The sequence below is a fragment of the Janthinobacterium sp. GW822-FHT07H11 genome, assembly GCF_058798615.1.
On record NZ_CM179507.1, the window covers coordinates 2,628,416 to 2,646,517 of the forward strand.

At 66.0% G+C, this 18,102-nt stretch carries 20 protein-coding genes; 6 read left to right on the forward strand and 14 right to left on the reverse strand.

All coding sequences use genetic code 11. The annotated features are described in order from the left end of the window. Positions 1-7: 7 nt before the first annotated feature. The 6 genes from AC3RCJ_RS11775 to AC3RCJ_RS11800 all read right to left on the reverse strand — a co-directional run bounded on the left by AC3RCJ_RS11775 (position 8) and on the right by AC3RCJ_RS11800 (position 5,100). Positions 8-325 carry a DUF3144 domain-containing protein gene (locus tag AC3RCJ_RS11775; RefSeq protein WP_492960145.1) on the reverse strand — a complete coding sequence of 106 codons (318 nt, stop codon included), beginning with the start codon at positions 323-325 and terminating at the stop codon, positions 8-10. Positions 326-380: 55 nt separating this feature from the next. Then, the gene (locus AC3RCJ_RS11780; protein ID WP_492960147.1) at positions 381-911 is read right to left on the reverse strand and encodes a gluconokinase; all 531 of its coding nucleotides are present in this window, start codon (positions 909-911) and stop codon (positions 381-383) included. Next, positions 908-1,411, reverse strand: coding sequence for an outer membrane lipoprotein YfiB (gene yfiB, locus AC3RCJ_RS11785; RefSeq protein WP_492960149.1), 504 nt, complete (start codon positions 1,409-1,411; stop codon positions 908-910). Before yfiB ends, AC3RCJ_RS11780 begins: the two co-directional genes overlap by 4 nt. Positions 1,412-1,428: 17 nt before the next feature. Beyond that, entirely contained in the window at positions 1,429-2,688 is a 1,260-nt protein-coding gene (gene dgcN, locus AC3RCJ_RS11790; protein ID WP_492960151.1) for a diguanylate cyclase DgcN/YfiN, read from the reverse strand. Then, positions 2,685-3,266, reverse strand: a complete 582-nt coding sequence (gene yfiR / locus AC3RCJ_RS11795) for a regulatory sequestration protein YfiR (protein WP_492960153.1) — start codon at positions 3,264-3,266, stop codon at positions 2,685-2,687. Before yfiR ends, dgcN begins: the two co-directional genes overlap by 4 nt. A 181-nt stretch (positions 3,267-3,447) precedes the next feature. Next, positions 3,448-5,100, reverse strand: a complete 1,653-nt coding sequence (locus AC3RCJ_RS11800) for a Na+/H+ antiporter (RefSeq protein WP_492960155.1) — start codon at positions 5,098-5,100, stop codon at positions 3,448-3,450. Between the two features lie 195 nt (positions 5,101-5,295). Here AC3RCJ_RS11800 and AC3RCJ_RS11805 point away from each other — a divergent pair, with 195 nt between their 5' ends. From AC3RCJ_RS11805 to AC3RCJ_RS11820, 4 genes are all read left to right on the forward strand, one after another. Beyond that, entirely contained in the window at positions 5,296-6,594 is a 1,299-nt protein-coding gene (locus AC3RCJ_RS11805; RefSeq protein ID WP_492960157.1) for a cytochrome c, read from the forward strand. A gap of 49 nt (positions 6,595-6,643) precedes the next feature. Next, on the forward strand, positions 6,644-7,111 hold the full coding sequence (locus AC3RCJ_RS11810; RefSeq protein ID WP_492960159.1) for a (2Fe-2S)-binding protein: 468 nt from the start codon (positions 6,644-6,646) through the stop codon (positions 7,109-7,111). Next, positions 7,104-9,422 (forward strand): xanthine dehydrogenase family protein molybdopterin-binding subunit, encoded by a 2,319-nt coding sequence (locus AC3RCJ_RS11815; RefSeq protein ID WP_492960161.1) that lies wholly within the window; start codon positions 7,104-7,106, stop codon positions 9,420-9,422. The genes AC3RCJ_RS11810 and AC3RCJ_RS11815 overlap by 8 nt, the downstream gene beginning before the upstream one ends. A gap of 192 nt (positions 9,423-9,614) precedes the next feature. Next, entirely contained in the window at positions 9,615-10,280 is a 666-nt protein-coding gene (locus tag AC3RCJ_RS11820; protein WP_492960163.1) for an alpha/beta hydrolase, read from the forward strand. Positions 10,281-10,324: 44 nt separating this feature from the next. On the opposite strand, the gene fghA is transcribed toward AC3RCJ_RS11820, so the two are convergent. From fghA to AC3RCJ_RS11855, 7 genes are all read right to left on the reverse strand, one after another. Then, a complete protein-coding gene (gene fghA, locus AC3RCJ_RS11825) occupies positions 10,325-11,194 on the reverse strand; it encodes an S-formylglutathione hydrolase (RefSeq protein WP_492960165.1) in 870 nt (289 codons plus the stop codon). 56 nt (positions 11,195-11,250) lie between these two features. Next, the gene (locus AC3RCJ_RS11830) at positions 11,251-12,114 is read right to left on the reverse strand and encodes an NAD-dependent protein deacetylase (RefSeq protein WP_492960167.1); all 864 of its coding nucleotides are present in this window, start codon (positions 12,112-12,114) and stop codon (positions 11,251-11,253) included. A 49-nt stretch (positions 12,115-12,163) separates the two neighbouring features. Next, positions 12,164-12,835: a signal peptidase I gene (lepB, locus tag AC3RCJ_RS11835; RefSeq protein ID WP_492960169.1), complete on the reverse strand. Its 672-nt coding sequence runs from the start codon at positions 12,833-12,835 to the stop codon at positions 12,164-12,166. Positions 12,836-13,003: 168 nt separating this feature from the next. Next, positions 13,004-13,237 (reverse strand): hypothetical protein, encoded by a 234-nt coding sequence (locus AC3RCJ_RS11840; RefSeq protein ID WP_492960171.1) that lies wholly within the window; start codon positions 13,235-13,237, stop codon positions 13,004-13,006. Further along, positions 13,234-13,485: a hypothetical protein gene (locus tag AC3RCJ_RS11845; RefSeq protein WP_492960173.1), complete on the reverse strand. Its 252-nt coding sequence runs from the start codon at positions 13,483-13,485 to the stop codon at positions 13,234-13,236. The genes AC3RCJ_RS11840 and AC3RCJ_RS11845 overlap by 4 nt, the downstream gene beginning before the upstream one ends. A 126-nt stretch (positions 13,486-13,611) precedes the next feature. Beyond that, on the reverse strand, positions 13,612-15,186 hold the full coding sequence (locus AC3RCJ_RS11850) for an oleate hydratase (RefSeq protein ID WP_492960175.1): 1,575 nt from the start codon (positions 15,184-15,186) through the stop codon (positions 13,612-13,614). A gap of 132 nt (positions 15,187-15,318) precedes the next feature. Then, positions 15,319-15,861, reverse strand: coding sequence for a GNAT family N-acetyltransferase (locus AC3RCJ_RS11855; protein ID WP_492960177.1), 543 nt, complete (start codon positions 15,859-15,861; stop codon positions 15,319-15,321). Between the two features lie 83 nt (positions 15,862-15,944). Here AC3RCJ_RS11855 and AC3RCJ_RS11860 point away from each other — a divergent pair, with 83 nt between their 5' ends. Beyond that, entirely contained in the window at positions 15,945-16,337 is a 393-nt protein-coding gene (locus AC3RCJ_RS11860; protein ID WP_492960179.1) for a VOC family protein, read from the forward strand. A 1-nt stretch (position 16,338) separates the two neighbouring features. Here the strand turns inward: AC3RCJ_RS11860 and AC3RCJ_RS11865 are convergent, their stop codons facing one another. Beyond that, entirely contained in the window at positions 16,339-16,923 is a 585-nt protein-coding gene (locus AC3RCJ_RS11865; RefSeq protein WP_492960181.1) for a DinB family protein, read from the reverse strand. A 164-nt stretch (positions 16,924-17,087) separates the two neighbouring features. Here AC3RCJ_RS11865 and AC3RCJ_RS11870 point away from each other — a divergent pair, with 164 nt between their 5' ends. Beyond that, entirely contained in the window at positions 17,088-18,077 is a 990-nt protein-coding gene (locus AC3RCJ_RS11870; protein ID WP_492960183.1) for an HDOD domain-containing protein, read from the forward strand. The last annotated feature ends 25 nt before the right edge of the window (positions 18,078-18,102 follow it).

An 18,102-nucleotide genomic window follows, 5' to 3' on the forward strand; every position in this document is an offset into this window, starting at 1 on the left:
GCAGGAATCAGGCCTGGGGGGCGGCTGAAGGTTGCGTATATTTGTCGAAGTTGGCGATGTAGTCGTTGAAATTATCCGTCAGCATGCGCTTGTATTGCTCGGTGAAAAAGGCGACGGCGTCGTCCTTTTCCTGCTGCATCTTGGTGACGTCGTTGGTCTTGCTGGCAACGAGGAAGGCATTGAAACGGGCGGCCGCGTACAGCAGCGAGGTGGCCACTTCATTGCCGCGGCTGTGCTCGCATTGCTGGTTGGCGACGGCGATGATCTGGTCGGCCCGTTCCCAGAATTCGGGACCTGGTGCTGCTTTTTCTGCTGGTGTGCTCATACGGCTCCTCATGAAAGTGCGTGCCAGTCTACACAGCGTGCCGCGGGCTGTCCAGTCACGCCGCTTGCCGGATCTGCCGCACCAGCGTGGACAGGGGCAGGCGCAGGTCGAGCACGATACCGGCCTCGTCCGCTTGCAGCGGCTGCAAGGTGCGCAGCTGGCTGTCGAGCAGGCTGGCCGGCATGAAGTGCCCCGACGTTTGCTGCCGGCCCTGCACGCGGCTGGCCAGCACGTCGCGCGGACCGTCGAGGTGGGCGAAGCGCAGCGCCGGGTCGCCCGTGCGCAGCAGGTCGCGGTAGGCGCGTTTCAGGGCCGAGCAGGAAACCACCAGCCCGCTTCCCTGTGCGCGGGCGGCGGCGATGCGCTCGCGCAAGGCGGCCAGCCAGCCGGCGCGGTCGGCGTCGTCGAGCGGCACGCCGGCGGCCATCCTGGCCACGTTATGCGGCGGATGCAGATCGTCGCCTTCCACATAGGGGACGCCCAGCTCGCTGGCCAGCAAGCTGCCGACGGCGCTCTTGCCGCAGCCGGACACGCCCATCACGACCCAGCGCACGGCGGCTGCGCCGCTGGCCGGGACGCTGCTCATGGCGCCGAGACGATGACGGTGACGCGGCGGTTTTCCGCCTGGCCCGCCTTGGTGGCGTTCGAGGCCACCGGCTTGCTCATGCCCAGGCCGCGCACGACGATATTGCCACGTGGAATACCTGCCACGCCCATCGCATCGGCCACCACGTTGGCGCGCGCCAGCGACAGCTTGTTGTTCAGCGCCTCGGCGCCTTCATTGTCCGTGTGGCCTTCCACGCGCATGTGCGTGATGCCCACCTTCAGCAGGGCCGCGCTGATCTTCTGGATGGCGCTGCGGCTGGGCGCCGTCAGGCTGGAGGCGCCGAAATCGAACAGCAGCTTGTCGGTAAAGCTCAGTTCCCAGCCGTCTTCCGTCTGCACGAAACCCTGTTCCGTCAGGGTGGCGATCTGCTGGGCGTTGAACGGCGATTTCTTTTCGGGCGTGCTTTGGCAGGCGGCCAGCAGGCCCAGCATGAGCAGGCCGAGAAAACCGAGGCGTAGTTGCTTGTAGAGAAATTGCATGGTGATGCTCCTTGCGGTCAGGGGTGAGTGTAGGTAGGGGAGCGGCCGGCCACCTGGCGCGTGCCGCGCTGCGCCTGCTTGGCGCGGTACATCGCTTGGTCGGCCGCGCCCACCAGCGACATGGCATCGATGGCGTGATCGGGGAAGACGGCCACGCCGATGGTCAGCGAGGTGACGATACTGTTGCCTGTCGGCAGTTCAATGGCTTGGCCCATGGCGGCGATGATGTTGTCGGCGATATGCATGGCGTCGGCACTGCTGCGCAGCGGCTTGAGCAGGATGGCGAATTCGTCGCCGCCCAGGCGCGCCACCAGGTCGCCTTCGCGCAATTGCTGCTTGATGCGCGCGGCAATGGTGACCAGCACGCGGTCGCCCGAGGCGTGGCCAAAGGTGTCGTTGATGTACTTGAAACGGTCGCTGTCGAGGAACAGCACGGCCACCTTGCCATTGCCGACGCGCGCCTCGATGATGGCGCGCTCCAGTTCCGTTTCCATGAAGGCGCGGTTGGACAGGCCCGTCAGGCTGTCGTGGTTGGCGCGGTGCGACAGCGAGGCGTTTTCCATCTGCAGGTGGCTTTGCCATGCCTCCAGTTCGTCGAGCAGCGCGTTGAAGTCGTCGTTGATCTGGTTCAGTTCGGCGATATTGGCGCCCGGCACGCGCAATTCGAACGAGCGGTCGCGCCGCACGCGGTGCGCCGTTTCGGCCAGGTGGCGCAGCGGCGAAGTGATTTCCGTTTCCATGCGGCGCGACAAACGCACGGCTACCACCAGGCTCAGCGCCAGGCAGCCCAGCAGGCAGGAGAGGCCGCTGAGCAGGAAGGGCAGCAGGCTGCGGCTGTGCGGCACCAGTTCGATGCTGCCGATGACCTGGTCGTCGTGCGTGATGGGAAAGGCCAGCGAATCGGGCAGCATCCAGCCCGTCAGCGCGCGCTCGATCACATAGCGCGTGCCGTGCTCGCCCCGTTCCCAGCGGGCCAGCGTCTTGCCATTGCTGTCCGTGACGTGGGCCTGGTCGATGTCCTCATTGACGCCGATCAAGGCCAGCGCTTCCTTGGCGGCCATCGGGTCGCCGAAGACCACGGCCGCTTCCACCGTGTAGCTCATGGAGCGCGCCACCAGGCGCAGGTTCTGGTCCGAATACACGCGCAGGGCCAGCAGCGCGATGGCCGTCAGGGTCAGGCCGGCCGTGAGGACGGCGATCAGCGACACGCTCAGGTGGGCGCGCCGCAGCACGCTGTCGAGCGTGGGCCGGGGTTTCTTGGCAAGCTTGGCGCTCATGGCGTGGGTCCCTTGCGACGTGCAATTTGCAAGGCATTCGGATGCACGCGCAGGCCGCTGCGGGCGATGGCGTCGAGATTGACGTCAAAGCCGATCTGCGCCTCGGCCAGGCGCAGGCAGAACATGGTGCCCACGGCGCAGGCCGTGCCAGGCTCGGTGACGGACAGGATGGGTTTGCCGATGATCTGCGCCAGCAGGTGCTCGCGTTCGCTGTCGGGCAGGCTGCCGAAGTAGACCACGTCGCATTCGCTGGCGGCCACGCTGGCCGGCTGGGCCTTGACGCGGATGCGCTGGCCCGTGCTGGAGGCGGGGGTATCGACGATGGCCGTCCCATGGCGTGCCGTGCCCACCATGCAGACGCGCACTTCGGGGCGTGCCACGGGCCAGCGCACATAGCTGATGATGCCGAACAGTACCTGGGCCACGTCGGCCGGACGCCGCGCATCCGGCATGGCAAGCCCTTGCGCCTGCGCCACGCCCGTGGCAAGCAGGGCGCAGGCCAACAGCGAGGCCAGCAGCAAGGCGACCAGCGGCGTGGGCGGCGCGGCGCGCTGCCAGTGACAGAGGGGAGAGGGCACGGCTTCGGATGTCTTTATTCAGGTCGGGCATGGCTACTCATCAACGCTGACTGTACGGAACTGCGCGCTGAAAGTAAATCTCTAATGCGATATAAATTGCATTATAAACATTAATTCACAAGCTTGCATTCTTTACCATGAGAATTGCTGTCCAACATTGTCCAAGGCGCTGCCACTGTCGTTATTCTTCCAATGTCGCTTCCAGCAAGTCGATTTCGCGCAACAGGCGCAAGTGGATGGTGTCGTCCAGTTCGCCGGAGATGCGGCGGCGGAACAGTTCGTCGCGTTCCGCGTTCAGCGCTTCCAGGCGCAAGGCCCGCTCGGCCCTGGCCAGCTCCTGCATGCGGGCCGCCTCGTCGTTGCTGCTTTCGCCGTAGGCCAGCCGGCGCCGGTAAGCCTCGATCAGCCGGTTGGCGGCCTCGGTGACCACTTGCTGCTTGCTGTCCTTGTCGATGCCTTCGCAGACTTTTTCCAGCCGCGCGATGGCCGCTTCGGCCGCGGCGGCCCGTGCATTGCGCTCCTCCGTCGAACGGCGCGCGGGCGGGGCGAAGACCAGGCCCTTGGTCAGCAGGGGCAGGGTGACGCTGGCCACGATCAGCGACAGCAGGATCACGCCCATGGCCAGGAAGATGACCAGGTCGCGCGCGGGGAAGCGCGTGCCGTCAGGCAAGAACAGGGGCAGGGTCAGGATGCCGGCCAGCGTCAGCGCGCCGCGCACGCCGGCAAACGAAGCGACCAGCAGCAGGCGCAGGCTGGGGCGCGCCAGCAGCGCCGCCTCCTTCGATTCGCCGGTCACCTTCTTGTGGTGCTTGAACAAGGTCAGCTTCATCGAGATGAAGACCCAGACGAAGCGCATGAAGGTCAGGCCCACCGTGATGGCCACCACGAACAGGGGCAGCTTCCAGGCGCTGCCGGCGCCCACTTCGGCCGACGCGGCCGGCAGGCCGGCGACGGTGGCGGGCAGCTGCGCGCCCAGCATGACGAAGATGACGCCGTTCAAGACCAGTTGCACGGTATCCCACACGGCCTTGCGCTGCGTGCGCGTGGCGGCCAGCGGACGGCCGATCAGGTCGGCGTAATGCATGGACACGCCCGCCGTGGCGGCGGCCAGGATGCCCGAGCCGTGGATTTGCTCGGCGCCCAGGTAGGCGGCAAACGGGATCAGGATGCTGATCAGGATTTGCAGGCCCGGCTCTTCGCCGACCTTGCTCACCAGCCATTTATTCGCCAGGCCCACGCCCCACGAGATGCCCAGGCCGATGACGATGCCGCCGCCCGCTTCCTGCAGGAAGCTCAGCGAGGCGGCGCCGATGGAAAAGCCGCCCGTCATCATGGCGCCGACGGCAAACGTGAAGCAGACCAGGCCGGAAGCGTCGTTCAGCAGGGATTCGCCTTCGAGGATGTGCATCAGGCGCGGCGGGATCGGGTTGCCGGCCGCAATCGCCGAGACGGCCACGGGGTCCGTCGGCGAGAGGATGGCGCCCAGCGCGAAGGCCACGGCCAGCGGCACGCTGGGGATCAGCCAGTCGATGAAGAAGCCCATGCCCATGACGGTAAACAGCACCAGGCCGATGGCCAGCATCAGGATCGAGCGCGCATCGGAAAAGAAGGCGCCCTTGGGGATGCGCCAGCCATCGAGAAACAGCAGCGGCGGGATGAAGAGCAGGAAGAAGATGTCGGGATCGAGCGGCACTTGCACGCCAAACAGGGCCAAACCCGTGCCGCCGGCGATCTGGATCAGGGGCAGCGGCAGCCTGACCCAGCGCGAGCGGGCGATGAAGCCGCACAGGACGACGGTCAAGACGAGGATGAGGATGATGGTGACGGTATGCATGAAGGGAGCGGCGGCGTGCTGAAACGCTGATTATAAGGCGCAGCCTGCCTGCGGGACCGCCTGCGTGTCATTGCGTACATACAACAAGTCACAATCGCGGTAAGATTGTCGCTGTGGCCCGGTTGCCGCCGCCGTTGGCCAGCGGCCCATGCGCCTTGCTTTCACCCCGGCCTTTACTTTTCACTGGTTCCTGTTTTGCTCAAGAAAATCTTCACCGGCCTGCTGCTGTCGCTGGCATTGCTCATCGTGGCGGCGCTGGCCGCGTATCTGTATTATTGGCGCCCCGCGCTGGCGCCCGCCAATCCGCCCGCCGCCACGGCGTTTTCCCCGCAAGTGGTGGAGCAGGGCCGCATCCTGGCCGGCATGGGCAATTGCGCCGCCTGCCATACGGCCAGGGGCGGCGCCGATTACGCGGGCGGCCACGGGCTGGCCACGCCGTTCGGCACGATTCATGCCACGAATATCACGCCCGACACGCAGACGGGTATCGGCCGCTGGTCGCTGGCCGCCTTCCGGCGCGCCATGCGCGAAGGCGTGGGGCGCGACGGCGCGCATTTGTTTCCCGTGTTTCCGTACACCCATTTCAACGGCGTCTCCGATGCGGATTTGACGGCCCTGTACGCCTACTTCATGACGCGTCCGCCCGTGTACGCGGTGGCGCCCGTCAATAGCCTGCCTTTCCCTCTGAGCTGGCGACCCTTGCAGGCGGGCTGGAAGCTGCTGTACTTCAAGCCAGCCAGCTACCGGCCTGATCCCGCGCAAAGTGCGCACTGGAACCGGGGCCGCTACCTGGCCGAAGGGCTGGCCCATTGCGCCGCCTGCCACACGCCGCGCAATGCGCTGGGCGCCGAGCTTGCCGGTTCCGCGTATCTGGGCGCGTCCATCGACGGCTGGTATGCGCCGGCCTTGAGCAGCGCCAACACGGCACCGTTGCCGTGGACGCAGGCCGAGCTGTATGCCTTCCTGCGCACAGGGGCGACGGCCCTGCACGGCGTGGCGGCCGGGCCCATGTCGGCCGTCGTGCACGAGGGCATGGGTGCCTCGCCCGATAGCGATATCGGCGCGCTGGCCACGTATTTTGCCGGCGTGGCGGGCGCTGACGGGCGCAAGGTGGATGCGCAGGCCGTGATCAAGGCTGGCATCGAACGCTCGCAGCGCGTCAGCCTGGTCGACAACGACCGTGGCGCCAGCCTGTACGTGGCCGCCTGCGCGGCGTGCCATTCGAACAGCGATGGCCGGCCCGTGGCCGTGCGCCCCGAGCTGAGCCTGAACAGCGCCGTCAGCGCGCCCGATCCCGTCAACCTGATCCAGGTGGTTTTGCACGGCATCGGCAAGGACGCGGCCATGTCCGGCGTGCTGATGCCGGGCTTTGCCGCCTCGCTGACGGACAACGACGTGGCCCAGCTGGCTGCCTATCTGCGCCGCAGCCGCAGCCACCAGCCGGCCTGGAGCAACCTGGAAGCGGCCGTGGCGCGTACGCGTGCCGGCAAGTAAATATGAAAGTATGAAAGTTTCTTATGTATGACACTTATCTATAACACTTATGTATAACATGACCGTGAATGGCCAGCCCTTAGTCACCGAGGCCGATGCCGGGACGCCGCTGCTGTGGGTGCTGCGCGACGAAGTCAACTTAAAAGGCACGAAGTTTGGCTGCGGCATCGGCATGTGCGGCGCCTGCACCGTGCACGTGGATGGGCGCGCCATGCGTTCGTGCATCACGCCCATTTCCGCCGTGGCCGGCTGCGCCATCACCACCATCGAAGGCCTGTCGCCCGATGGCACGCACCCGTTGCAGCGGGCGTGGCTGGCCACGCAGGCACCGCAGTGCGGTTATTGCCAGTCGGGCCAGATCATGCAGGCTGCTACCTTGCTGAAAGACTATCCGCAGCCGACGGATGCGAATATCGATGCCGTCATGAGCGGCAACCTGTGCCGCTGCATGGCGTATGTGCGGATCCGCAAGGCCATCAAGCTGGCGGCCGGCATGGGGGAGACGCCCGGTGTTTAAGTTGCCTAAAGATAATTCTTCCGCCCGTCCCCCGTTGCCGGGCCGGCGCGGTTTCCTCATCGCCGCCGCCGGCACGGGGTTTACGCTGGCCTTCCTGCGCGCCGACAGCTCCTTGGCCGCCGGCAAGCCGGCGCCCATGCCGCCGACAAAACCCGCGGTGCCCGTGTTCGACCCGAGCATCTGGTTCCAGATCGACCGCGACGGCATGATCACCGTCAATATCGCCAAGGCGGAAATGGGCCAGCATATCGGCACGGCCCTGGCGCGCATCGTGGCCGATGAACTGGAAGCGGACTGGAGCAAGGTGCGCCTGCATTACGTCGATACGGACCCGAAATGGGGGCTGATGGTGACGGGCGGCAGCTGGTCCGTCTGGCAGAATGTCGATCCGCTCAGCCGCGCCGGCGCGGCCGGCCGCCTCGCGCTGGTCGAGGAGGGCGCGCGCCTGCTGCGCGTGCCCGTGTCCGCCTGCCACGCCCGGCTCGGTGTCGTGCATGGCCGGGGACGTTCGATCAGCTATGGCGATATCGTGCGCCGAGGCAAGCTGGCCCGCCGCTATACGCCCGAGCAGCTGCAGGCCATCGTGCTGAAGACGCCGCAGCAGCGCAGGCTGATCGGCCAGCAGGTGCAGGCGCTCGATATCCCCGCGAAAATCAATGGCGCGGCCGTGTACGGCATCGATGCGCAGGTCGAAGGCATGCTGTTTGCGCGTCCGAAGATCCCGCCCACGCGCTATGGCGCGAAGGTGGTGTCCATCGATGATTCGGCGGCCAAGGCGGTACAGGGCTACCTGCATAGCGTGGCGCTGCAGGACCCGAGCGGCACGGTGCCCGGCTGGGTCATGGTTTATGCGCAAACGTATGCGGCCGCCAGCCGCGCGGCCGAGCTGGTGCGGGTGAAATGGCGGGCCGGCGCGGCCGCCCACGTGTCGGAGCAGGATATCGTCAATTATGCGGGCAAGCAGCTGGCCGATGCCACGCTGGGCGCCCGCGTGGTCGATGACGATGGCGTCGAACAAGCGTTCAAGGATGCCAGCCTGCAGCTGGAGCGCCATTACACGACCGGCACGGTACTGCATTTCCAGCTCGAGCCCGTCAATGCGCTGGCGCAGGAAATCGACGGCGTCTGGCACATTCATGCCGGCAACCAGTGGCAGTCGCTGATCCTGCCCGTGCTGGCGCAGGCGCTCAAGGTGGCGCAGGACAAGGTGGTGCTGCATACCTATCTGCTCGGCGGCGGTTTCGGGCGGCGCCTGAATGGCGACTATTGCGTGCCGGCCGCGCTGGCGGCGCAGGCCGTGGGGCGTCCCGTCAAGATGATCTGCACGCGCGCCGACGATGCGCGCTTCGATTCGCCCCGCTCGCCGTCCGTGCAGCACCTGCGCATGGCCTTCGACGATGCCGGCAAGGTGTCGGCCATGGTGCATGAGGCGAGCGCGGGCTGGCCCACGCAGGCCATGATTCCCGCCTTGCTGGCCAAGGATAAGCAAGGCCATCCGTATGACCCCTTCGCCATCGCCGGCGCCGATCACTGGTATGCGGTGGGCGCGCAGCGCGTGCGGGCCGTGTCGAACGACCTGGCCAACAGCAGTTTCCGGCCCGGCTGGCTGCGTTCCGTGGGGCCGGGCTGGACCAACTGGGCCGTGGAAAGCTTCATGGACGAGGCGGCGCAGGCGGCCAAGGTCGATCCGCTGGCGTTCCGGCTGTCGCTGCTGCAGGCCACGGGCCGCAACGCGGGCAGCGCGCCGAACGCCGTCGGCGGTGCCGCGCGCCTGGCCCACGTGCTGCGGCGGGCGGCGGACAAGGCGGGCTGGGGCACGGCCATGCCGCCCGACACGGGCCTGGGCATTGCCGCCACGTTCGGCCAGGAGCGCGACATGCCGACCTGGACGGCGTGCGTGGCGCGCGTGAAAGTGGACCGCAGCACCTGCATGGTGAAGGTGGAAAAGCTGACGATGGTGATCGACGCCGGCACCATCGTCGATCCCGATGGCGCGCTGGCGCAGGCGGAAGGCGGCGCCCTGTGGGGCGTGAGCATGGCCATCCATGAGGGCACGGCCTTCCTGAATGGCCAGGTGAAGGATACCAACCTGAATACCTACACGCCGCTGCGCATGGCCGACGTGCCGCAGCTGGACATCGAATTCGTGGCCAGCACGCAGGCGGCCACGGGCATGGGCGAGCCGCCCACCACCGTGGTGGCGCCCGCCATCGGCAACGCCATCTTTGCCGCCGTGGCGGCGCGCGTGCGGCATTTGCCGATCCGCCCCGAAGCCGTGCTCAAGGCGCTGGACAAGCACGGCGCCGTGTAGCGTCCATGTCGGCAGCAAGGCCGGGCGCCACGGGCGCGCGTCCGGCGCTGTTGCACGGCGCTCCCTGCGCCGCGAACGCCTGCACGCAAATGGGCGCAGGCTGGTACACTGCAGGTATCTCTCAAGGGCCGCCGCCGGGTGCCGTTTTGATAGCTCCGGTCCGGCCGAACCAGCTCGATTGTGGAGGCAGACATGCAAGAACAACTTGTCAGCATCACGGCGGACGAACTTCAAATGGACGGCGTGCTGGAATTGCCCGAGCGGCCAGTGGGCATCGTCCTGTTCGCGCATGGCGCCAGCGCCGATAGCGACTATCTGGGCGCTTCCAGCCATGCCACTTCCCAGGATTTTTTGCGAGCGGGCATGGCGACCCTGCGTTTCGACCAGGGCGGCATCGCGCCGGCCGGCGGCAGCAATGGCCATGCGTATTTCGTGCGCAGCGACATCGTGCTGCTGGCGCGGCAGCTGGAGAAGGCGCTGGGCTGGCTGCAGGTGGATCCCAGCACGCGGCGCCTGCCCTGCGGCCTGTACGGGTATGGCACCAGCGCGGCCGTGGTGATGCAACTGGCGGCCTGGCGCGGCAATGACATCGCCGCGCTGGCCGTCTGCGATGGCCAGGTGGAAATGGCGGGCAAGGCGGCGCTGGAAAATGTCCGCGTGCCCTCCTTGCTCATCGTGGGCGGACGCGACCCCGACGTGGCCGGATTGAACCGCATGGCCTTTGCCACCTTGCGCTGCGACAAGCAGCTTGAGCAGATTGCCGCGCCCGGCGGTCCCGATACCCGCCACCAGGCGGCGCTGCTGGCCACGGACTGGTACACGCGCCATTTCAACGGGCATACCAGCACGGCGCAGTAGTGCAATCAGGCAAATGCGTCAGGCAAATGCGTCAGGCAAATGCGTCAGGCAAGGGCGCGCAGGTTTTGCGCATGGAAGCGCACGTGCTCTTCCATGAAGGTGGCGATGAAGTAATAGCCGTGGTCGTAGCCGGCATGGCGGCGCAGCCGCAAGGGCTGGGCCGCGTCGCGGCATGCCGCTTCGAATACCTCCGGATACAACTGCTCGGGCAGGAACTGGTCGGCCAGGCCCTGGTCGATCAAGATGCCATTAGGAAATAGTGCCGGCTGGCCCTGCAGGCCGCGCATCAGCGCGCTGGCATCGTACTGCTGCCAGTTGGCTTCGTTGCTGCCCAGGTAGCCCGTCAACGCTTTCTTGCCCCACGGACACAGGCTCGGCGCGGCAATGGGCGCGAACGCGGACACGGAGCGGAACAGTTGCGGGTTGCGCAAGGCCAGCACCAGCGCGCCGTGGCCACCCATGGAGTGGCCAAAAATGCCCGTGCGTTGCGCATCGATACCGAGTTCGCGCTCCAGCAGCGCGCGCAATTCCAGGATGTAGCTGTACATGCGGTAGCGCGCCGCCCATGGCGCTTGCGTGGCATCGACGTAGAAGCCGGCGCCGGCGCCGAAATCCCAGGCATCGGTCTCGCCCGCAAGGCCGGCGCCACGGGGGCTGGTATCGGGCGCGATCAGGATCAGGCCTTCCTCGGCCGCCACGCGCTGCGCGCCGCCCTTGATCATGAACGTTTCTTCAGTGCAAGTGAGACCTGCCAGGTAAAACAGGGCGGGCCGCTTGCCGTGGGCCATGGCGCCTGGCGCCAGGTCCGGAATGAAGGCCGAGAAACGCATGGGCAAGCCGATGGCTTGCGCGTCGTGGCGATAAAAACGTTGTACGCCGCCAAAACAGGCGTGTTCACTCAACAGTTCCAGCATGAATTCTCCTCGTTAATGCCACAGTATAGCGAGAGCGGCGCAGCGCCGAGGCGGCATCAGCCCAGCATGGCCGCTATTGCAGGCAAGATGTCCTGTGCCGCCGCTTCGGTCTTGAACGCCAGCAGATGGTCGGCGCGCGTCTTGCCCAGGTTGATGGCGGCCACGGGCTTGCCCGTCTCGGCCGCCATGCGGCACAGGCGAAAGCTCGAATACACCATCACGGACGAGCCCACCACCAGCAGGGCGCCGGCCTCCCTCATCTTGCGCTCGGCCTCGGCCGCGCGGGCGGCGGGCACGCCATCGCCGAAAAACACCACGTCCGGCTGCAAGGTGCCGCCGCAGCGGGGGCAGACGGGCAGGTGGAAGGTGGCCAGATGCGACGGCTCGAGCAGGGCGTCGCCGTCGGGCGCCGGGGTGGCCGTGGCGCCCAGCATCTGGGGATTGTCGCGTTCGAGCTGATCCTGGATCAGGCGGCGCGCGTGGCTGGCGCGGCAATCGAGGCACACGACGCCGTGTATGCTGCCGTGCAACTCCGTGACGGCCGCGCTGCCCGCCCGCTGGTGCAGGCCATCCACGTTTTGCGTGATCAGGCCGCCTATGCGGCCCCGCTGCGCCAGCTGGGCGATGGCCAGGTGGCCAGGGTTGGGTGCGGCCTGCGCCAGGGTGGGCCAGCCCACCATGCTGCGCGCCCAGTAGCGGCGGCGCACGGCTTCCTGGCGGCGAAAATCCGGTCCTTGCACAGGAGCATTGCCACGCCGCACGCCGTCCACGTCGCGGTAAGCGGGAATGCCGGACGCCGTGCTGATGCCGGCGCCGGTCAGCAGCAGCACGTCGGGATGGCGCTGCAGGAACTGCGCCAATTGCCCGGCGACGCTATCGTCGCTGGCGGGCTGCTGGCTGGCGGAGGGAAAGTTTTGCATGATGCGCCATGCTAACCGAAAAGCACGGCGCCGTTGCGAGGCCGGGTGCTTATTCCAGCTTCATGCCAAAGCGTTGCAGTCGCGGCTGCCAATGGTCCTGGATGTTGGCCGAGACGAGGATGCGCTCGGCCTTGCCGATCAGTAAATTCCGCGGCACGAAGCCGAAGTAGCGCGAATCGGCGCTGTTGTCGCGGTTATCGCCCAGCATGAGGAAATGGTCGGGCGGCACCGTCACGGGAGCGAAGCTGCGCGCCGCCCCTGCGATTTGCGGCAAGACCTGGATGCGGTGCTGTTCCGTCGCGTTGCGTTCGCGGACGCGCTGCGCCGTCAGCTGGCCCACGTGGGCGATGGTTTCGGGCGCCGTGTCGAGCGCCGTGTACTGGGCGGGCTGGCCATTGATGACCAGCTGTTCATTGCGCATTTCCACCGTGTCGCCGGGCAGGGCGATGATGCGCTTGATCAATCGCGTGCCGTCTTTCGGCGAGGAAAAGGTGACGATGTCGCCCCGTTGCGGTTCACCCAGGCGTTGCAGCACGATGTCGGTCAGCGGTACCTTCAGCTGGAAGGCCAGGCGGTTGACGAAGACCACGTCGCCTTCGAGCAGGTTGGGGCGCATGGAGGCCGACGGTATCGGGTTCCAGTCGGCCACGGCCGTGCGGAACACGCCGAACAGCAGCAAGAACATCAAAAAGCCCTTATTCGTTCGCATCCATGTTTTCATCGTCTGTCTCTCGCTGCGGGCCTGCGCCCGTGGTGGTGGGAAAAACGCCAACGCGGTGCCGGCGCCATGCGATAGACGATGCAGGAGCAGACTGAAGCCAGTCTTAAATGGCCGGTATCGGCCGGCGCCGGCGCGCGGAGGTGTTGCGCGCACGCGTCGGCTGCCGCCTCATGGTCGCCGGCAGTGCGCCTGCCCGTTTCCGCTGCCATGCGGCAGGATTTCGTCCCACAGCTCGCCCAGCGCCACCAGCAGGCCGCCCGCCACGAGGGGGATGGCCACCAGCCACGGCGTGCTGTCGAGCCAGGGACCCAGCAGCAGCGCGCAGGCGATGGCGATGGCCAGGGAGCTCCACCAGAAGCGCCTGGGATGCCTGAGCCGGAACAGGTAATGAAGGTCTGTCATATGTCCTCCTTGGTCAGCATGCGGTACAGCCTGGCGGCAAGGATGCTGCTGGCGGCAATGACGACGCAGCCGTCAAGGAAGAACAGCACCATGCCGATCAGGTGCATGCCTTGCGCCAGGTAAGCGGGCAACTGCCGCGCCTCCACCCATTGCGTCATCCAGGCCAGCACGATGGCGGCGCCAAAGATGACGATGGCCAGCGCAAGCATCAGCAGCACGTGTTCGAACAGGCGCAGGCGCAGTTTCATATGGACCAGGCAACGCTCAAAGGGATTCCCGAGCCTTGACGTTATCAGTCCGATATCGCTGCACTTTGCGCTGGCATAAACTCGCGGTGGAAATGGGCAAAGTGGCGTTTATGCCAGGCAAGAAGGTTATTTGAACGCCTTGATCACGGCATCGAGCTTGACCTTGAGCGATTTGTCATGCGCGTGGATGGCCGGCACTTCGCGCTGCACCTCGAGCAACTGGTAGACGGCCGTCTGCGCCGCGCGCACCGAGTACTCCACCGTGAAGACCACGTCGTCGGCGATTTCCACGAACTGGCTGACGAAGGCCAGGTTGCTGGAGTTGGCTGGCACGGGCAGCGGACGGTCGCTCTTCGCGCGGGGCATGAACATGCTGGTGATGTAGGGCATGCGGCAGGGAATGCAGTTGGCCGTGGCCATGACGTCGAGGTCGAAGTTCAAATGGCCGCACAGTTCGCGCAGGATCTCTTCGCCGCTGCAGTCGGACATGGGCTTGGCGACAAAATTGCCGATGCGGTCGGGGTGCAGTGCATAGCCCCAGAACACCTGCACGCCGTCGGGCTGGCCGGCGAAATGGGGCTGGTGCGCCAGCACCACGGACATGAACCAGTTGCTGTCCTTGAAAGTGACGAGGCCGCCCGTGCCGGCGCGGTTGCCCGTGAATTGTTCCATGCGGTCGAAAAAGGCGCTGTCCTTCAGGGTGACCGTGTACGAAGCCCAGTACGATTCCGGGATGCTGCTGTTGAAGGCGGCGGGGCGGCCCAGTTCCGGGCGTCCCTCGGCCAGCTTTTCCCACAGGCGCCAGCCGCCGCTGTCGCTCTTCGTCAGCTTGGCCGGCGCGCCGTGCATGCTGCCATAGCTGGACGCATCCGTCATCGAGGCATTCTGGAAGAACACCAGGTCGCCCGCGGCGACGGGAATCACATCGGCCAGGCCGCGGCGCTGGCAGGCGATGGCCGTGGCCGTCAAGCGCCCGTCGGCCTCCTGCAGCTCGATATCGGTCACCGTGCAATCCATGATGACGTTCACGCCTTGCCCGCGCAGCCAGGCGACCAGCGGCCGCACCAGCGAATCGTACTGGTTGTAGATGGTGCGCTTGACCCCGGCCAGGGTTTCGATGCGCGAAAACTCCAGCATGAAGCGGTGCAGGTAGCGCTTGAATTCGACGGCGCTATGCCAGGGCTGGAAGGCGAACGTGGTGGCCCACATATACCAGAACTTGGTGTCGAAAAATTCGGGCGACAGCCAGTCCGTGATGGCGCTGCTGCCCAGCGTGTCTTCATCGGCTTCCGTCAGTTTCAGCAGTTCCAGCCTGTCCTGCATGGTAAAACCCATGCTGCCGACGTCGACCTTGAAACGGTTGCGGTCGACCAGGCGCGCGCGCGAGTGGGGAAGGTGCAGTTCGTTGAAGGCGATGGTTTCGTCGTAGACGCTCTGGCCCGCATGTTCGAGCGAGGGGATGCTCTTGAACAGATCCCAGGTGCACTCGTAGTTGTCGGTGGTGAGCATGCGCCCGCCGCGCAAGGTATAGCCGTCCTCGGCATTGCCGCCGCCATCGAGGCTGCCGCCCGTGACGGGCGATGCTTCGAAGATGGTGATATTGCTTCCTTGCATGCCTGCGTCGCGTATCATGAACGCGGCCGCGGCCAGCGAGCCGATGCCGCCCCCTACCAGATAGGCTTTTTTGTTTGTATTGGTCATGGTTTTTCCCTGAATGTGAGCACATCCGCGTGCGCGAAAACACTGGCGAGCGGCACGGCGGATGCCGTGCCATATTTGCCTATTTTACAACGCCAGGGGAAAAATAGCCGCTCAATAGAGCAATTGCTCGGTTTATCGCGTGCCGGCGTGCCCCTTGCGCCGTTCAAAATACAGCAGGTCCGACCAGGCGTCCTGGAAGCGCATGGCTTGTTCCGCTTTGCCATACTGGTGAAAGCCGTTGCGCTGCATGACGGCGATCGAGCCCAGGTTTTGCGGCCGCGCCGTCGCTTCCAGGCGCCACAGGTCCAGCGCGCCGAACGCTTCTTCCAGCAGCAGCGCCACCACGCGCGTGGCGTAGCCGCGCCCGCCGAAGCGTTCGCCGATGCGGTAGCCGAGTTGCGCCTTGTTGAAGTACGGGCGCGTGACGGCCGTCAGGTTGACCCTGCCGACGATCTGCCCGTCCAGCCTGGCCAGGTACTGGTGTGCCGTGTCGTTTTCGCGTTCGCGCTGCGCCTGTTCGATGCTGGCGGCGACGGCGTCCAGGCTATAGTAGGACGGCGCCCGGGCCGTGACCCAGGATTCAAAATAGGCGCGGTTGTCCAGCTCGAAGGCGAGCAGGCCGGGGAGGTCGGCGCTGGCCGGGGGGGACAAATGGAGACGGTCGATGTCTGGCATGGGATGGGGTCCGAAAGAGATGCGCCATTATAATCAGCGAGCGCATTTTGCCGCACCCCCGTTTCTACCCATGAAGGAGCAGCATGCTGTCCCATCTCTGCCTCGGCACCAACGATTTTCCCCGCGCCTACGCCTTCTATACGGCCTTGCTGGGAGAACTCGATCTGATCGAAAAATTTCATGATCCGGCCAAGCCCTGGGCGGGCTGGATGGCGCGGCAGGCGCCGCGTCCCCTGTTCGTGCTGACGGCGCCGCATGACGGCTTGCCGGCGACGCCCGGCAACGGCCAGATGACGGCCTTGCTGGCGGCCAGCCGCGCGCAGGTGGACCGCTGCCACGAGAGGGCGCTGGCGCTGGGCGCCGCGTGCGAGGGGCCGCCCGGCCTGCGTCCCCATTACCACGCCCATTACTATGGCGCCTACTTCCGCGACCTCGACGGCAACAAGCTGTGCGTCTGCTGCCACGGCGAGGAATAACTCAGCGCTCTCCCCACACCTCGTCTTCCGTCCAGCCCAATTCCAGAAAATCCTGCGCCCGCTCGTCCGCTTCGCCGGCGCAATAGAATTCATCGAGCTGCGGTGGCGCGATGCGCGTGCCGGCCAGCATGGCGTGCACTTGCCCCCGGTGGTGGAGCTGGTGCTGGAACAGATGCGCCAGCAGGCGCTGGCGCGTGTCGACCTGTGGGGTGTCGCGCAGGATCGTCACGGGCCGCGCCAGGTCAAGGTCGCACAGGCTGCGGCAATGCGCGATCAGGCGTGCATCCGAGGCGCGCTGGGCCGCATGCAGGGCGGCGCAATCGCTGAACGGTTCATCCTGTGCAAAGAAGACGTAGCAGTCGGGATGGGGCGCCTCGCCGCGCAGCTCGCGCTCCAGCGCGTCGAGATAAAACCAGTCGCACGTCAATATGTGGTTCAGGGTGAAGCCGATGGTGGGAAAAAAACTGACGCGCGTGGCCTGGAACTCGGCCTGGCTCAGCTGTCCGCAAGCTTTCAGCAGGCGGTGGTTGGCCCAGGCGTTGTTGTACGCCTGGCTGGTGACGTACCGGGCCAGCAAATTGTTCATGATGTACCTTGTAAGGCAGGGGAAGCTGCGGGAGCGCCACTGTAGCACTACTTTGCGGCATGTGAACAACGCCGGTCACGCCAGTCGCACCGGCGCCGCTGTCATCAAGTAAAATCGGGGAGCGGATTTCTCGATAGTGATGCACATAGGGCTGGAAGAATAAAATGGGTTGGATAGGAAAACTACTGAACGGCGGCGACGACAAAAACAAGCCTGCGCCAGCCGCGGCGGCGGCGCCCGAGATGGCGCGGCCGCCAGCGACCATCGCCGAGATCGATGCCATTTACTACCGCTGGCTGGCGGCCGTGGGTTCGGCGCAGGCGCCGGCGGAGGCGGAACAGCAGATTCTGGACGAATTGGCGCGCCTGGCCCGTGAACCGATCGCCGGCGCCGCGCTGGTGCCGCGCATTCCCGCCATTATTCCGCAGTTGATGCGGACCTTGCAAAATGAAAACATGAACGCGGCCGAGCTGTCGCGCCAGCTGGCCCAGGACGTGCTGCTGGTCGCCGAAGTCTACCGCGAAGCGAACCGGCCCTGCTACCATTCGCGCTACAACGCCAGCCCGTCGATCAACAACATGGAAGGCGCCATCATGCTGCTCGGGCAAAACGGCATGCGCATGCTGCTGGCCCGCGTCGCCTTTCGTCCCATCGTCAGCATGCAAAGCGGCGGCCTGACCGTGCGTACGGCGCCGCTGATCTGGCGCCAGTCCGAGAAATGCGCGCTGGCGGCCAACCTGCTCGCGCCGGCCATGCAGGCCAACGCCTTCGACGCCTATCTGGCGGGATTGATGGCCAATGTCGGCCTGGTGGTGGCCTTCCGGCTGATCGACCAGATGCATGCGCCCGACGCCTTCCCGCAATCGGATGCCTTCATAGCCCAGGTGTTTGCGCAAGCGCGCATCTTGTCGGTACGGATCGCGGAATTATGGGAGTTTCCCGCGTCCGTCACCCGCGCGATCGGGCAGGCGGGTGTCGATGCCAACGCCGATGCCGATCCGCAGGCGCAGGCGCTGGCCCTGGGCGAACGCTTGAGCAAGCTGCGCATGCTGGTCGATACCGGCCGCTTTCCGGCCGACGATCCTTTTGTGATAGCCGGACTCGGCAAGGGCGCGCTGCTGGCGTTTGACAAACTGGCCGACGACGAGGAGTGACGCCGGCCGCGTGCGGCCGATCTCG

Coding starts and splice junctions, on each gene's coding strand:
- AC3RCJ_RS11775 (WP_492960145.1), bottom strand. CDS start 325: ATGAGCACACCAGCAGAAAAAGCAGCACCAGGTCCCGAATTCTGGGAA.
- AC3RCJ_RS11780 (WP_492960147.1), bottom strand. CDS start 911: ATGAGCAGCGTCCCGGCCAGCGGCGCAGCCGCCGTGCGCTGGGTCGTG.
- yfiB (WP_492960149.1), bottom strand. CDS start 1,411: ATGCAATTTCTCTACAAGCAACTACGCCTCGGTTTTCTCGGCCTGCTC.
- dgcN (WP_492960151.1), bottom strand. CDS start 2,688: ATGAGCGCCAAGCTTGCCAAGAAACCCCGGCCCACGCTCGACAGCGTG.
- AC3RCJ_RS11800 (WP_492960155.1), bottom strand. CDS start 5,100: ATGCATACCGTCACCATCATCCTCATCCTCGTCTTGACCGTCGTCCTG.
- AC3RCJ_RS11810 (WP_492960159.1), top strand. CDS start 6,644: ATGTATAACATGACCGTGAATGGCCAGCCCTTAGTCACCGAGGCCGAT.
- AC3RCJ_RS11820 (WP_492960163.1), top strand. CDS start 9,615: ATGCAAGAACAACTTGTCAGCATCACGGCGGACGAACTTCAAATGGAC.
- fghA (WP_492960165.1), bottom strand. CDS start 11,194: ATGCTGGAACTGTTGAGTGAACACGCCTGTTTTGGCGGCGTACAACGT.
- AC3RCJ_RS11830 (WP_492960167.1), bottom strand. CDS start 12,114: ATGCAAAACTTTCCCTCCGCCAGCCAGCAGCCCGCCAGCGACGATAGC.
- lepB (WP_492960169.1), bottom strand. CDS start 12,835: ATGAAAACATGGATGCGAACGAATAAGGGCTTTTTGATGTTCTTGCTG.
- AC3RCJ_RS11840 (WP_492960171.1), bottom strand. CDS start 13,237: ATGACAGACCTTCATTACCTGTTCCGGCTCAGGCATCCCAGGCGCTTC.
- AC3RCJ_RS11845 (WP_492960173.1), bottom strand. CDS start 13,485: ATGAAACTGCGCCTGCGCCTGTTCGAACACGTGCTGCTGATGCTTGCG.
- AC3RCJ_RS11850 (WP_492960175.1), bottom strand. CDS start 15,186: ATGACCAATACAAACAAAAAAGCCTATCTGGTAGGGGGCGGCATCGGC.
- AC3RCJ_RS11855 (WP_492960177.1), bottom strand. CDS start 15,861: ATGCCAGACATCGACCGTCTCCATTTGTCCCCCCCGGCCAGCGCCGAC.
- AC3RCJ_RS11860 (WP_492960179.1), top strand. CDS start 15,945: ATGCTGTCCCATCTCTGCCTCGGCACCAACGATTTTCCCCGCGCCTAC.
- AC3RCJ_RS11865 (WP_492960181.1), bottom strand. CDS start 16,923: ATGAACAATTTGCTGGCCCGGTACGTCACCAGCCAGGCGTACAACAAC.
- AC3RCJ_RS11870 (WP_492960183.1), top strand. CDS start 17,088: ATGGGTTGGATAGGAAAACTACTGAACGGCGGCGACGACAAAAACAAG.